Annotated in this window: 14 protein-coding genes and 1 riboswitch; of the genes, 3 read left to right on the top strand and 11 right to left on the bottom strand. The window is 47.4% G+C overall.

All coding sequences use genetic code 11. The annotated features are described in order from the left end of the window. The first annotated feature begins 50 nt into the window (after positions 1–50). The 3 genes from B2089_RS00200 to B2089_RS00190 are packed head-to-tail and all read left to right on the top strand — an operon-like array spanning position 51 to position 3,141. Entirely contained in the window at positions 51–998 is a 948-nt protein-coding gene (locus B2089_RS00200) for a carbohydrate ABC transporter permease (protein WP_296320929.1), read from the top strand. A gap of 1 nt (position 999) precedes the next feature. Beyond that, the gene (locus B2089_RS00195) at positions 1,000–1,845 is read left to right on the top strand and encodes a carbohydrate ABC transporter permease (RefSeq protein WP_296320926.1); all 846 of its coding nucleotides are present in this window, start codon (positions 1,000–1,002) and stop codon (positions 1,843–1,845) included. A 24-nt stretch (positions 1,846–1,869) separates the two neighbouring features. Then, on the top strand, positions 1,870–3,141 hold the full coding sequence (locus B2089_RS00190) for a hexokinase (protein WP_296320922.1): 1,272 nt from the start codon (positions 1,870–1,872) through the stop codon (positions 3,139–3,141). 70 nt (positions 3,142–3,211) lie between these two features. Here B2089_RS00190 and B2089_RS00185 read toward each other — a convergent pair whose 3' ends face one another. The 11 genes from B2089_RS00185 to B2089_RS00135 form a co-directional block, all read right to left on the bottom strand. Next, positions 3,212–3,991 (bottom strand): MetQ/NlpA family ABC transporter substrate-binding protein, encoded by a 780-nt coding sequence (locus tag B2089_RS00185; RefSeq protein WP_296320917.1) that lies wholly within the window; start codon positions 3,989–3,991, stop codon positions 3,212–3,214. A gap of 80 nt (positions 3,992–4,071) precedes the next feature. Further along, positions 4,072–4,725: a methionine ABC transporter permease gene (locus tag B2089_RS00180; RefSeq protein WP_296320915.1), complete on the bottom strand. Its 654-nt coding sequence runs from the start codon at positions 4,723–4,725 to the stop codon at positions 4,072–4,074. Positions 4,726–4,748: 23 nt separating this feature from the next. After that, positions 4,749–5,780: a methionine ABC transporter ATP-binding protein gene (locus tag B2089_RS00175; protein ID WP_296320911.1), complete on the bottom strand. Its 1,032-nt coding sequence runs from the start codon at positions 5,778–5,780 to the stop codon at positions 4,749–4,751. 65 nt (positions 5,781–5,845) lie between these two features. Next, on the bottom strand, positions 5,846–6,319 hold the full coding sequence (ribE, locus tag B2089_RS00170) for a 6,7-dimethyl-8-ribityllumazine synthase (protein ID WP_184661095.1): 474 nt from the start codon (positions 6,317–6,319) through the stop codon (positions 5,846–5,848). A gap of 106 nt (positions 6,320–6,425) precedes the next feature. Then, positions 6,426–7,646, bottom strand: a complete 1,221-nt coding sequence (locus B2089_RS00165; protein ID WP_296320908.1) for a bifunctional 3,4-dihydroxy-2-butanone-4-phosphate synthase/GTP cyclohydrolase II — start codon at positions 7,644–7,646, stop codon at positions 6,426–6,428. Between the two features lie 61 nt (positions 7,647–7,707). Next, positions 7,708–7,866, bottom strand: a riboswitch (FMN riboswitch). Positions 7,867–7,983: 117 nt separating this feature from the next. Next, a complete protein-coding gene (locus B2089_RS00160; RefSeq protein ID WP_296320905.1) occupies positions 7,984–8,238 on the bottom strand; it encodes a hypothetical protein in 255 nt (84 codons plus the stop codon). Between the two features lie 127 nt (positions 8,239–8,365). Further along, positions 8,366–10,108, bottom strand: a complete 1,743-nt coding sequence (locus B2089_RS00155; protein ID WP_296320902.1) for an ABC transporter ATP-binding protein — start codon at positions 10,106–10,108, stop codon at positions 8,366–8,368. Beyond that, a complete protein-coding gene (locus B2089_RS00150; protein ID WP_296320899.1) occupies positions 10,108–11,916 on the bottom strand; it encodes an ABC transporter ATP-binding protein in 1,809 nt (602 codons plus the stop codon). The genes B2089_RS00155 and B2089_RS00150 overlap by 1 nt, the downstream gene beginning before the upstream one ends. Before the next feature lie 19 nt (positions 11,917–11,935). Further along, a complete protein-coding gene (locus B2089_RS00145; protein WP_296320896.1) occupies positions 11,936–12,730 on the bottom strand; it encodes a class I SAM-dependent methyltransferase in 795 nt (264 codons plus the stop codon). 20 nt (positions 12,731–12,750) lie between these two features. Next, on the bottom strand, positions 12,751–14,055 hold the full coding sequence (locus B2089_RS00140) for a DUF1302 family protein (RefSeq protein ID WP_296685254.1): 1,305 nt from the start codon (positions 14,053–14,055) through the stop codon (positions 12,751–12,753). Further along, on the bottom strand, positions 14,055–14,369 hold a 315-nt coding region (locus B2089_RS00135), incomplete at its 5' end, for an outer membrane lipoprotein-sorting protein (protein WP_296685252.1). The genes B2089_RS00135 and B2089_RS00140, both read right to left, overlap by 1 nt.

Below are 14,369 nucleotides of genomic sequence, written 5' to 3'. Positions count from 1 at the left end.
ACTCCCCCGAATTTTTTCGGGGGAAATCAGAGTGATTTGAGAGGATTACTATGAACGATACAAAAAAGACAGAAACAAAAAAGAAAACAAAGGCTTTTGACTACAACCGCTGGGGATATTTTTTCATTGCGCCATTTTTTATCGTCTTTACGATATTCTCGCTTATCCCTCTGATTTCAACATTTGCGAACAGTTTGTTCGAAAATTATCGTGACGGTCTTCAGCAGATTGGTCCTCGTTTCGTGGGACTAGCTAATTTCGTCGCGGTCTTCAAAAGCGATATTCTCCGCTACATCGGAAACACTTTCGTTATCTGGATGGCAGGTTTTATTCCCCAGATTGTAATTTCGCTCTTGCTTTCAGTCTGGTTCACAAGTTCAGAATTACGAATCAAGGCACAGCAGTTCTTCAAAACTGTCATTTACATGCCAAACCTGATTATGGCATCTGCATTTGCAATGCTCTTTTTTACGATTTTCTCCGACAACGGTCCGGCGAACAGTATTTTACTCCGACTCGGTTTCACTGACGAGGCAATCCGATTCTTGAGTTCAAAAAACTGGACCCGTGGTCTTGTCGCTACAATGAACTTCCTCATGTGGTACGGAAACACCACGATTTTGCTCATGGCAGGCATCATGGGAATAGACGAAAGCATTTATGAAGCGGCAAAAATTGACGGCGCGAATCCATTCCAGACTTTCTTTAAAATCACCATGCCTATGCTCATGCCGATTTTCATCTATGTTTTGATTACCAGTCTTATTGGTGGCATCCAGATGTTCGATGTCCCACAGATTTTAACCAACGGAGAAGGAAACCCCAACCGCACGAGCATGACCCTTATCATGTACCTGAACAAACACCTTGCAAGCAAGAACTACGGTATGGCGGGCGCAGTCTCAGTCATCACTTTCTTCATTACCTGCGTGTTCAGCTTCAGCATTTACTCTATGACTATGAATAAATACAAAAATATGACTGGAGGACGAAAATAATATGGTAGGCACACGATTTGCATTTATAAAAAGAAATTTTGTTTATCTTTGTCTTCTGTTTTTGACCATTGCATCATTGTTTCCTTTCTTCATCTTGCTGGTCAACTCTACGAGAAACCATGCCCAAATTCAGAGAGGATTTTCTGCCATTTTTGGCGTGTCATTCTTCGAAAACCTGCGAAAACTCCTCACAGACCCGAATATGCCGATACTCCGCTCTCTTTTCAATAGCGTTTTCGTTTCTTGTATGGCGGCCTTACTCACAACATACTTCTCCGCAATGACCGCTTATGGAATTTACATGTACCGATTCAAGGGCAGAGCCACGGCTTTCAAGACAATCCTCGCCATCATGATGATTCCGACTCAGGTCTCTTCCCTTGGCTTTATCCAGCTCCTTATCAAAATTAAAATGATTGATACGCTGGCAGCCCTCTACATTCCGGCAATTGCCTCGCCTGTCGTATTTTTCTACATGTATCAGGCGATGACGGCGACCCTTTCTTACTCCATCGTTGAAGCGGCAAGAATCGATGGCTGTCCGGAATTCAAAACATTTAATCAGATTGTTCTTCCGCTTATGAAGCCGGCCATCGCAGTTCAGGCAATTTTTGCATTTGTCAGCTCATGGAACAACTACTTCATTCCGGCTCTTGTAATCAACAGCAAAATGAAGAAGACGATTCCGATTTTGATTGCACAACTCCGAAACGCAGATTATCAGAAGTTTGATATGGGTCAGGTTTACATGATTATCTGTCTTGCAATCGTTCCGCTTATCATCGTATACTTATTCTTATCACGGAACATCATTAGCGGTGTTTCAGTTGGAGCCGTAAAAGAATAAGCATTCAACAAAGCGGGGGCAATAATGAATCAGACGGTAAAAAATTTCTTGGCGCAACATGGGTTTTATCTTGATTTGGATTTAAATGCGCTCACGAAAGACATTCTATCCGACATGGATAAAGGACTTTCTGGCAAAAAATCTTATCAGGACATGATTCCAACTTATTTTGATCCATCTGAAATCAAAATTCACGAAAAATCTGTCATCGTCATTGATGCGGGTGGCACAAATTTCCGTTCTTCCCTCGTCACTTTTAAAAAGAACGGAAAGGCCGTCTTCTCAGATTTTGAAAAAACAAAAATGCCTGGCACAGAGCGAGAACTCAGCAAAAAAGACTTCTTCGCTCAAATTGCCAAAAACATCCGGCGATTTAGGGACAAATGCAGCGAAATTTGTTTCTGTTTTTCTTACGCAATGACAATCACTGAAAATCACGACGGAATCCTTACAAACTTTTCAAAGGAAGTAAAGGCTCCCGAAGTAGTTGGCTGTACCATCGGTGAAGAACTCAAAAAAGCCCTAAAAGACGATGGCTGGCAAAACGAAGTAAAAATCTTTCTTTTGAATGACACAGTCTCTGCTCTTCTGGCTGGGGCAGGCAAAGGTAATTATTCTTCTTATATTGGATTCATCCTCGGAACAGGCATGAACTGCGCCTATGTCCAGCCCAAAAACTCAGCATACAATCTAAAACGGCAAATCGTCGTCTGTGAAAGCGCAAAATTCGGCGGTTTTAAGAATTCAGATTTTGACATCATAATGGACGAAAAAAGCGTAAAACCCGGCTCTTCCCCTCTCGAAAAACTTTGCTCTGGCGCATACATTGGTCCTTTGGCTCTGGAAACGCTCTACTTTGCCGCAAAAGAAGGTTTATTATCTCAGGAATTCAGCAAGTCAATTTCTAACAAAAAGTCACTTTCCCTGATTGAAGTCAGTTCTTTCCTCGAAAACAGCGACAATAAAAAAGGGATTTATTCAGAAATGTTTGATTCAGAAAAAGCAACAAAAGAAGATTGCAAGATTCTCTTCCAAATCTTTGATGCGCTTGTCGAACGAATGGCAAAACTTGCCGCGGCAGTCATAAATGCGGCGCTTATACAGTGCGGAGAATCAAGCAAAGAAAAGCCAATTTGCATTGCCTGTAACGGAAGTTCATTCTTCAAAACCTACAAAGTCCTAAAGCGAACGAAGTCTTATTTAAAAAAACTCACAAAGGGCTCATCAATTTACTACAAAATTCTCTCAAATGAGGTGGACATCACTCTGGGAACGGCAAAAGCCGCCTTCATTTAAAAGAAAAATCCCCGCTTTTTGAGTTTCTTTCCACAAAAAGCGGGGAATCAGTCTTTATCCTTTCTTAATCCTAGAATACCACGACTACTTCGCCGTTGGGGTATCGTTCAGAAATGTAATTCTTGACTTTCTCACTCTTAATCGCTTCGATTAAGGCCTTGATTTCCTCTTTGTTTTCATTGCCAGCTTTTACGGCGATGACATTTACATAAGGAGAAGAAGAGCCTTCCACGAACAAACCGTCTTTCTTTGCGCTCAAGCCTGCCGGAATAGCGTAGTTTCCGTTGATTACAGCACCGTCAACATCGCCCAAAACACGGGGAAGTGAAGCCGCTTCGATTTCCTTGAACTTGAGTTTTTTCGGATTCTTTTTGATGTCGAGAGGAGTTGCCGTAATTCCAGCACCTTCTTTCAATGTGATAAGACCGGCTTCCTGCAAAAGAAGAAGGGCACGGCCTTCGTTTGTCGGGTCGTTAGGAATTGCGATTGTAGCCTTTTTCTTTAAATCGGCAAGTTTTTTGATTTTATTTGAGTAGAAAGCGACCGGCTCAACATGGATTCCCGCCGCATTCACGAGATGATAATTCTTTTCTTTGTTAAAAGACTCAAGATAAGGAATGTGCTGGAAGTAGTTGGCGTCAATGTCGCCAGACTCAACTGCATCGTTGGGAGTGACATAATCAGTGAACTCAACGACCTGCAAGTCGATTCCCTTTGCCTTCAAATCGTCTTTTACGAGGTTGAGGATTGCCGCATGAGGCTCAGGCGTTGCGCCCACTTTAAGCGCTTTCTGAGCGAAAACTGATGTTGCAGCCAAAGCAATTGCAACGAATGAAAGGATTCTTTTCATAATTATGCTCCTAAAATTTAGTTTATTACCTAGTAACTTGGTATGTTTGTAGTTATACAACGAAATAAAATTTGTGTCAACTATCGTTTTGCCAGCATTCGATTCGTGAGCTTTGTTCCCGCAAACTGAATGAGAGCCACCATGATGATAATGACCACCACAGAAGCAATCATAACATCAGTGCGGAAACGCTGGTAACCGTAGCGGATTGCCAAATCGCCCAGGCCGCCGCCGCCCAAAGTTCCTGCCATTGCAGAATAACTCACCAAATTGATGACCGTAAGGGTAATTCCCGAAACAACGGAAGGCATTGCCTCCGGGACAAGAACTTTGTAGATAATCTGCCAGTTACTTGAGCCCATGGCGCGGGCCGCCTGCACTACCCCCGGATCAACTTCGTTAAGAGCCGTCTCCGTGATTCGCGCCACAAAGGGAGCCGCCGCAATGGAAAGGGGAATAATCGTTGCCGCCGTTCCTATTGCCGTTCCTAAAATCAGGCGCGTAAGGGGAAGAAGCACAATCATTAAAATAACGAAAGGGAAAGAGCGCAAGACATCAATGATTCTACTCAAAACGAGATTAAAGCCCGCTTTGGGCGTGATGCCGTATTTGTTGGTGACATTCAAAAGAACTCCCAGGGGAAAGCCTATGAGAATGGCAAAAATCGTAGAGAAAAAGACCATTAAAAGGGTTTCCAGCGTTGAAGTTCCCACAAGAATCAAAATCTGTTCCATAAAAATCTCCTAAAATCAGCGTCCTATTTCTTCTGAACCCTTACATCGTTCTGCTCAAGCCATTCAACGACACGAGCGATTTCCTCGTCTTTGCCGACTATGTCAACTTCCATGTAGCCCACTTCCTCGCCCTGCACATGGCTGATTCCCGCCGCAAGGATATTGAAAGTAACATCAAATTCTTTGGACATCATGCTGAGAATCGGTTTTTCGGTAGCTCTTCCCACAAAATGAAGGATAAAAGAGCCGCTCTCACGAGACCATTTTATCGTCTCTTCTCCATTTTCCCGCTTTGCACCTTCGGTAGCGATATTTTTGATAAAATCTCTGGTAGTCTGAGTCTTTGGATTGGTGAAAATATCTTTTACACTTCCGCACTCAACGACATGACCGTTCTCAACGACAGCCACATTCTCACAGGCATCCCGCACGACTTCCATTTGATGGGTAATCATGACAACCGTAAGGTTCATCTTCTGCTGAATTTCTTTGATAAGGGAGAGAATTTGCCGCGTGGTGTTGGGGTCAAGGGCACTGGTCGCCTCGTCACAGAAAAGAATGCTTGGCTCTGTGGCAAGGGCGCGGGCAATGGCCACACGCTGCTTCTGACCTCCGCTTAAAGTGCTTATAGGCGCGTTGATTCTGTCTTCAAGGCCGACAAGGCTTAGCATTTCTTTTACGCGGGGAAGGATTTTTGCTTTAGGCCAGCCGGCGATTTCAAGAGGATAGGCGACATTTTTCCCAGCCGTTCTTGAAGAAAGAAGATTGAAATTCTGGAAAATCATGCCGGTCTTTCGGCGCTGAAAAATCAAATCCCTTTTGGAAAGATTGTCCACCCGCTCCTCTCCGTAGTAAACTGCCCCGCTGTCAGGTTTTTCAAGCAGGCTCACCAGCCGCATGAGAGAACTCTTTCCCGCACCGCTTTTTCCGATGATGCCGAAAATAGTGTTTTCAGGAATATCCAGAGAAACACCGTCAACCGCATGGATTTTGCTTTTTTTCCCGTCGTTCTCTGAGATATATGATTTATGTAAGTCTTCAAGTTTTATGCGCATAATCAGATTTTACCACAAAGAAAAACTTTCGTCACAGATTATGCACACATCATTTCGACAGAATCTTACAGCTGTTTCATGAGGTTTGCCATTTCGATTGCGCCCAAAGCACAGTCGTAGCCCTTGTTGCCGGCCTTGCTGCCAGCGCGCTCGATTGCCTGCTCGATGTTCTCTGTGGTGATTACGCCGAAGAGAACCGGTACGCCGTTCTTGAAGCTGGCCTGCGCCACGCCCTTTGAGACTTCGGCGCAAACATAGTCGTAATGTGTGGTTGAGCCTCGGATTACAGCACCCACGGCGATTACGGCGTCATATTTTTTGCTTGCGGCAAGTTTGTCACAGATTACAGGAATTTCAAATGCTCCCGGAACCCAGACGGCAGTGATGTTCTTTTCTTCAACACCGTGGCGGACAAGACCGTCCACCGCACCTCCAAGCAGCTTGTTGACGATGATTTCGTTAAAGCGGCTTGCGACAATGGCCACCTTCATGCCCTGTGGGGCGACCAGTTTTCCTTCAATTAAGTTGATTTCGTTCATGATATTCTCCTGTAGTCAGAAAAAGGGGGCGTTACGGGGGCTTGCCCCCGTAGAGGGGGTAGCGAAAAAGCAACGCTTTGAAGCGAGGGGGAGACTTCCCCCTCCCCTAATTTCTAACTTCTAATTCCTCATTGAATATGTGTCCCATTCTATCACGCTTTGTGCGTAAATAAAAGGCGTCGTATTTTTGCGCGGGGATTTCGATGGGAACCCGTTCGCTTACTTTAAGGCCGAAGCCGTCCAGTCCGTAGATTTTTTCGGGATTGTTTGTGAGCAGGCGCAGGGATTTACAGCCCAGGTCACGCAAAATTTGGGCACCAATCCAGTATTCACGCAGGTCAGGCTTGAAGCCCAGCTTTACATTCGCCTCCACCGTGTCCAAGCCCTCTTCCTGCAGTTTGTAGGCTTTAAGCTTGTTGATTAAGCCGATTCCCCGGCCTTCCTGCCTCATGTAGAGGATTACTCCCCTGCCCTCCTCGTTGACCCTTTTCATTGCGGCCTGGAGCTGGGGGCCGCAGTCGCATCTTCGTGAGCCAAAGACATCGCCTGTAAGGCATTCTGAGTGGACGCGGCACAAAACATCGCGTCCGTCGGTAAGGTCGCCCTTAACCAGAGCCACATGATGCTCGCCCGTGATGTCGTTTATGTAGCCGTAGATGTCGAATTCTCCGTATTCGGTTGGAAGTTTTGCCTTTGCCTCGCGGATTACATGCTTTTCGTTTACGCGGCAGTAATCCTGCAGGGCCTTAATCGTGATGTACTTGAAGCCGAATTTTTTTGCCATTTTTTGAAGTTTCTCGCCTTTCATCATCTTGCCGTCATCGTCCATGATTTCGCAGCAAAGCCCGCACTCTTTAAGGCCGGCAAGGCGGCACAAGTCTACCGTTGCCTCAGTGTGACCGTTGCGCACCAAAACACCGCCTTTTTTTGCAATAAGGGGGAACATGTGGCCTGGCCGGCGGAAATCTGTTGGAACGGAAGAGGGGTCAATGCATTTTTGCGCCGTGATTGAGCGTTCGTAAGCAGAAATTCCTGTGGTCGTGGAAATGTGGTCGATGGAGACAGTAAAAGCCGTTTCGTGATTGTCGGTGTTCTCTGCCACCATAGGGTAAAGGCCCAGCTTTAAGGCGAGAGACTGGCTCATGGGCATGCAGATTAAGCCCTTGGCGTGGCTTGCCATCATGTTGAGGTTTTGAGGAGTGGCAAATTCTGCGGCGCAAATCATGTCGCCTTCGTTTTCGCGATCCTCATCATCGGAAACGAGGATGATTTTGCCAGCCTTTAGGTCGGCAAGAGCCTCTTCGATTGTGTTGTATTCAAAAGACATAAAAAAAGCTCCTTCAACAGGGCGAAAGAGCAAAGGAATAAACCGCCGATTGCACGGCAAGGATTTACTTCTTTCATCCGGACTCTGTGGACTTGCCACTTACCGTCGGCTACGGATTCGCACCGTATCATGCAGATTCTGAAAAATCAGAATGTCGCTCGCTGGCTTACGCAATGCGCTTACAGCCGGTGGGGAATTGCACCCCGCCCTGAAGTTATCCTATGATAACAGAATTCAATTATAATGTGCAATAGAAAAATTTTGCAACGAATTAAAAAAATAAGGGAGTGAATCTTCTTCACTCCCTTTAGCCTTCACAGGCAGCTGCTCGGAATCGCTACCTGAACCGAATCTCCACGAACTGCATGAAGCCCATCTTCAAGCCCATGTTCACCGCGAAACGGGTTCCGAAGGGAATGGATTTTTCCTTTTTGATTGACTTGTCAAGGGAACGGACGACTTTGACATCAAAATGAGGAGACCATGAAGAAAGCTCTTTTTTCGCGTCGTCAAGGGCAAATGCAAGCCGGGCACCTTTGTTGCCGCTTTTTTCCACGACCTTGTTGGATTTTTTGAGGCCGCTGGAATTCACCGCGTCAAAGCAGATTCCGCCATTGGAGAATTTTTCAGCAAGAGCCGTAAAAAGCGAGCGGATTTTTTCTGCCTCAAAATAAAAGAGTACTCCGCCTCGCCATCCTTGAAAACCGCAGGATATCTTTTTACACGCTCCAGGCCGATTCTTCTGTTTGGAGGCGGAGCATCTGGGCAAAGAGCGAATCCTTTTTGTTCCGCAAGGCATTTGGCGAGCCTTCCTCGGCCACCTTGCCGTCTTTCAAGACAATGATTTTGTCCGCCGCTTCCACAGTGCGCAGGCGGTGGGCAATCACAAGGACAGTTTTTCCCTGCAAAAGCCTTGATAGCGCCCCCTGAACCTCGCTTTCGTTTTCCACATCAAGGGAGGCGGTGGCTTCGTCCAAAAGCACGATGGGAGCGTTTTTAAGAAGGGCGCGGGCTATGGAAATGCGCTGCCGCTCACCGCCTGAAAGCTTCGCCCCGTTCTCGCCGATTTTTGTGCCGTAGCCGTCGGGGAGACGCGAGACAAAATCATCGCAATTGGCAGCCTTTGCCGCCTGAATGACTTCCTCATCGCTGGCACCGTGCTTTCCCAGCCGGATGTTTTCCATCACCGTGTCGTCAAAAAGAACTACATCCTGAAAGACCATTGCATAATCCGTAAGGAGAGTTTCAGGCTCAACGGTAGAAATATCGATTCCGCCCACTTTGATTGTTCCCGCCGTCGTGTCCCAGAGCCGGGCCGCAAGCCTGGCGCAAGTGCTCTTTCCGCTTCCGCTTGGGCCTACAAGGGCTGTGACTTCCCCTTCTTTTGCGGTAAAAGTCACGCCGTCAAGAACTTTTCCGTCATCGTAGGAAAAAGAGACATCCTCAAAAACAATGTCGTGTCCTTCAGGCTTGAATTCTTCACTTCCTGAAGCTGATTTTGCGTCCTGGATTTCCATGAGCCGCTCTGCCGAAACTTCCGACAAAAAGACTTCCGCAATCAAGGCAAGGCTCTGGTCAAAGGGCGCGTAGATTCTCGTAATCACCAGAAGGAACATGAAAAGCGTCATAAAATCGATTCCGCCAGAAAGAATAAGGGTCGCTCCCGTAAGAATCGTGGTGGCCACACCCAGACGCATGATGACGCTTGCCGCGTTCACGAAGATTCCTGTGGCAAGTTCCCCGTGAATCAAAGATTTTTCCTGCAAGTCGATTTTTCTGTCCAGTTCCGAAAGATATTTTTCTTCCTGATTCGTCGCGTGAATTTCACGGATGTTTTCGATTGTCTCCTGCATTCCGTCCGAAACCACAAGACTGGCCTTTTTCGCGTCCGCCGCGTTTTTCTCTGCCATCTTCCGGCTTGCGAACAGAAGAGCAAAAGCCACGGGAACGCCCCAGAGACAGGCAAGGGCTAGCCGCCAGTCGTAAAAAGCAAGCATAAGGGCGATAATGACCGTGGAAATATAAGAGCCGTACATGTAGCCCAAGACATGAGACCAGACATGCTCCATGCGGTTCACATCGCTCATAATCGTTTCCGTCAAATCCGCCAAATCCCTCTTTCCAAAAAACGAAAGGGGAAGCTGCCTGAGCCGCTCAGCAAGGGAAATGCGCATGTCTTTAACTTCGCCGTAGACAAGGCCGTAAGTCGAGCGGTACTGCTGCAAGTGAGTCACAAGAGAAAGGATGACAAATCCCGCCACCGCCGAAAGAAAAATCCATGAAGGAGGAAGCGCCTCTCCGTCCGTGCGGCTTTTCATAAAGGCTTCCATCAAAAAGTAGAGGATTCCCATGCCGCCCATCACCACGAGATTCACGATGACAGTCCAGAAAGTGCCTTTTTTTGTGTTTGAAACGCCTCTGTCCGAGAGGGCGTATTTTCGCTTGAAGTTTTTGGTGAACATTATCTTTCCTCCCCTTTTGAAATCTTCCATTCCGCGGCCTTGTTGTAGTCCGCCCACATTTTCGCGTAGAGTCCGCCTGCCTTTTTAAGCTCTTCATGAGTGCCACTCTCAGAAATCCGTCCGTCAGAGAGCACTATGATTTTGTCCGCGCCGACGACCGTGGAAAGCCGGTGGGCAATCATAATCACGGTTTTGCCTTTGCAAAGGCGGTGAAGGGCCGCATGAATCAGGGATTCGTTTTCCGGGTCGGCGAATGCGGTGGCCTCGTCAAGAAGGACAATGGGCGCGTCTTTTAGGATTGAGCGGGCAAGGGCGATTCTCTGCTGCTCTCCCCCGGAAAGATAAGTGCCTTTGCTTCCAATCTGCGTGTCGATTCCGTCGGGAAGTTTTTCGATGATGTCGTCGCACCTCGCTTCGTGGAGAGCCGAGAGAACTGCTTCCCGGCTTGCGCTTGGGCGGGCTGCGCGGACATTTTCCAGAATCGTAGTTTTAAAAAGCCTCGTGTTCTGGAAGACAAAGGCGATTTTTTCCATCAAGACTTTTTGCGAAATCTCCTTCACATTCACGCCGCCGATTTTCACTTCTCCCTCATTCACATCCCAGAATCGGGGAATCAGGCTTGCCGCCGTAGTCTTTCCGCCACCGCTTGGCCCCACAAGAGCCAGAGTCTCTCCGCTTTCCGCCGTGAATGAGACGCCACTTAAAGCAGGGATTTTCGCTCCGTCGTAGGTGAAAGTGACAGAATTGAATTCAACCTTGTTTCCGTCGGGGATTTTCGGATTTTCGCTCTGACTGAGAACAGGAGCCGTCATCACCGTGTCGATTCGCTTTATAGCGGTCTGGGCAAGGAGAGTTCCGCTTGAAGCGAACATGATTTTTGCAAGGGTTGTCGAAATGATTGCGCTGAAAACGGCATAAAAAGCAAAGTCCGTCACAAACAAGGCGATGTTTCCATCAGAAAGAGCGCGGGGAGCGAGCAGCAAAGCCACCGGCACGAGGAAGATGAAGGCTCCCTCTGTCACGGTAAGGTTGACCGACTGGGGAAGGCGGCAAACGCCGTCAGTGTATTCTTCCGCCCGCCTGCTGTAGTTTTCGATTGCGTCTTTGAAAGCCTTGAATGAATAGACAGTCTGCTGGAAAACCTTGACCACAGGAATCAAGCGCACATATTCAGTTCCGGCCTTTGCCATTTCGTCCTGCGCTCCCTGGTAAATCGTCATGAGTTTCGCGTTTTTTCCGCCCATCATCGTGCAGAGCATGGCGATGGAAATGACCACCGCAAGGAGGCAGGCACTTCCCATCCGCCAGTCAAAAAGGAACATGAGAATGAGCATGGCGATGAACATGGCGGCCGTCCCCACGATGTCGGCCAGATTATGGGCGAGAAGGGTTTCCGTTTCCGAAGCGGCGTTGTCCAGTCTGTTCCGCAAAAGTCCTGAGCCGTTAGAGTCGAAAAAACCCAGGGAAGTTTTCATCAGATGGGCCATGCCCCGCTTTCTGATGTTCGATGCCGTCTTGAAGGCCGCAAGGTGAGTGCACATGAGAGCCGCAAAATAAATCAGGATTCCGCCGGTGGCAAAAGCAAAGGCAATCCAGCCGTAGCGCGCGATATTTGCGGCATCGGAAAAACGGGGAGCGGCAAAAATCAAATCTTTCAGCACAAGATAAACGCACAAATAGGGAACCATGCCGCAGATTTGCGCCACCGCCGAAAGAAAAAGCCCAACGAATGTGAGCGACCGATAAGCCCCCGCAAAGCCCAAAAGACGACTAAGGGGAGATTTTTGTTTTGGTGAACTATTTGTCATTTTTTATTCCTCTACCGCCCTACCACTCAAACCGTGCCCAGCGGTCGTTCATTTTGGGCAGGATTTTTGCGAAGAGCCAGCCTCGGATTGAGTGCTTTTTCATCTCTTCGTTGAAGCTGTGTTCTTCCACAAAGTTGATTCCGTCGCACAGGTCGGCTATTTCCTGACCGCTCCAGGTGCCGCTTTTAAAGACGGCCTTTGTGCTTTTTACTGTGTCGTGATATTTCTGATTCTTCACCATCATAGGATTGTTCTGCTCGGCAATAAGGGTTCCGTGGGGGAAATTCGCTTTTAATATAGAAAGAAATACGCGGATTTCTTCCATGGAAAAATACATGAAAAGCCCTTCGGCAAGGAAAAGGACGGGCGCGTTTTTCTTCTGGACTTCCGCCTTGACGAGCGCGCACCACTCGTCTTCAAGCACGCTTCCCGCAATCATGGTCACCCGCTCCCGCTCGTCAAAGACTTTCTTCCGGGCCGCAATGGAATCGCTCAAGTCCACATCGAACCAGCTAATTTTACCGTTGTCCACTCTGGAAAATCTGTTGTCGAAGCCCGCGCCCAGATTCGCTATGACGGCATCGGGATTTTTCGCCACAAAATCTTTTACCATGCAGTCGAGCATGACCGTACGCGCGACAACGCCCTCGTGGGAGAGGAATTTATCGAAAGGCTTTGTGTCCATTTCAAGATGCCTGATAATCTCCACCGCCACATCGTCTTTAATCCTTGCATTTTTTCTGAGTGTTTCGCTCGCTTTTATCGCAACCGGAATAAGGGCTGTCGTCTGAACGTCTCCAAGTTGTAAAGTCATTTTTTTATTCCTCCATTTTTCTAAAAAGTATATTTTCCACCGATAATAAGGCAGCTTAATTCTTTGAATTTTCCGTAACTGCCTGTCTTACCGTCTTTTCCTTCATTAAAAAAATCTCCCTCGATGTTGAGCGTAATTTGGTCACTCAACTTGTATTCGGCCTTTCCTTTAATTACGCTGTCAAAATCCTTCAGTGAAAGAATACCGTTCACAGAAATATCGAGAGTCTCATTAAACAACGAACGGGATACAGAAAGTGTCGCGCAATGCTCATAGCTCTGTCTCTCAATCTTTTCGATTTCGCCAAAAACACAGTCCGCATAATACTGCGCTGTAATCGTCCATGAAGAAGGCATCCAGTCTATTCCGGCAAGGGCTTTGAGTTGATTGCGCCCTATCCGTTTTTCCATGTCTTTTCCCTGCATTATGGCTTCGATTTGATTCTGAGCGCTCACGGCGAACTTCCGCTCAGGGAAAAAAGCCGCTTCCATGCGAAGAACAGTTTCTCCGATGGGAATTGCCGTGTCCGTGCCGAACATGAGCATTTTTTCGTATTCCCCCGAAAGTTTCAGGGAATTATTTTCGGAAAGAGAATAAGAAACGAGCGGCTCATCATCAAAACCGTAGAAAGCGTAGAGTGACAAATCAAAAAGAGTCCAATACGCGCTGAATTTTGCCCCATACTCGCAGTTTTTGACCGCAACTTCCGGGAGAATGATGTCATCTTTGCTGAACGCAGCGTCTCCAAAAATCACTTTTTTTAGGGGGCTTTCCTCGCTTAAAGGAAGGGCCGCCGGCGTGAAAAAAGGAATGCAATATGCGTCAAGGGCGTAGCTTCCGCTTTTGAGCGAAAAACGCACGGCATTGATTCCCAGCCGGCTTTCTGCGTAGGTGCTTGCCGCAAACTGCGTTTCATCTTGAGGACAAAGCACATCGGTGACGGAAAGGCCGTCGGCTTTTCCCCATGCGCTTATCTGCCTTCCAACTCTGACAGCCCAAAAATCCGCAGTATAGTCGAACCAGGCTTCTTTTAGCGAAAGGCCTGAATTTTCTCTTCCGCTGACAAAATCCAGAGCGTCTGCGTGGTTTCTTAGCGCATCATAAAGAAGGAAACCGCTCGCATACAGGGAACTTTCTTCTGTGTACACGGAAAGTTCCCCTTCAGCTTTTGCTTCGCCCAACACGAAATCCCCTGAATTTTCAGTATAGGGAAAAGCCGCCCCCGCAAGCGTTGAAAGACAGCCTGAGAAGTTTTTTTCCTGGGGAAAAAAGTGAAAAATGAGAAATGAAAACTGAAAAAGAAGCACAAGGCGAAAGCGACTCATCAGCGGACATTCCCCCGCTCAATCGCACTCACTGTAAAGAGGCTGTCGCTCAACTCAATGTTGTATTTGACATCTTTTGTTTCCAGAAGGGTCGAGTGTCCGCTTTTTACATTCTTCATGAACATTTTTCCAGTCGTCCAGATTCCGTCTATCTGCTTGATATCGGAACATGAGAGTTCCCTTTCGAGTTTATCCGTCCTGTCATAGAATTCGCCCTTCGCGAGAATGTAATTGTCCTTCCTGAACCACAAAATCCGCCGCTGTGTCTTCTCGCTCTTGTCTTTTGCCGTCGCCTCGACTTTCCAGCAGTCCGC

It is taken from the genome of Treponema sp. UBA3813, assembly GCA_002368605.1.
GTDB lineage: Bacteria > Spirochaetota > Spirochaetia > Treponematales > Treponemataceae > Treponema_D.
This window is presented reverse-complemented; position numbering and strand designations above follow the sequence as displayed.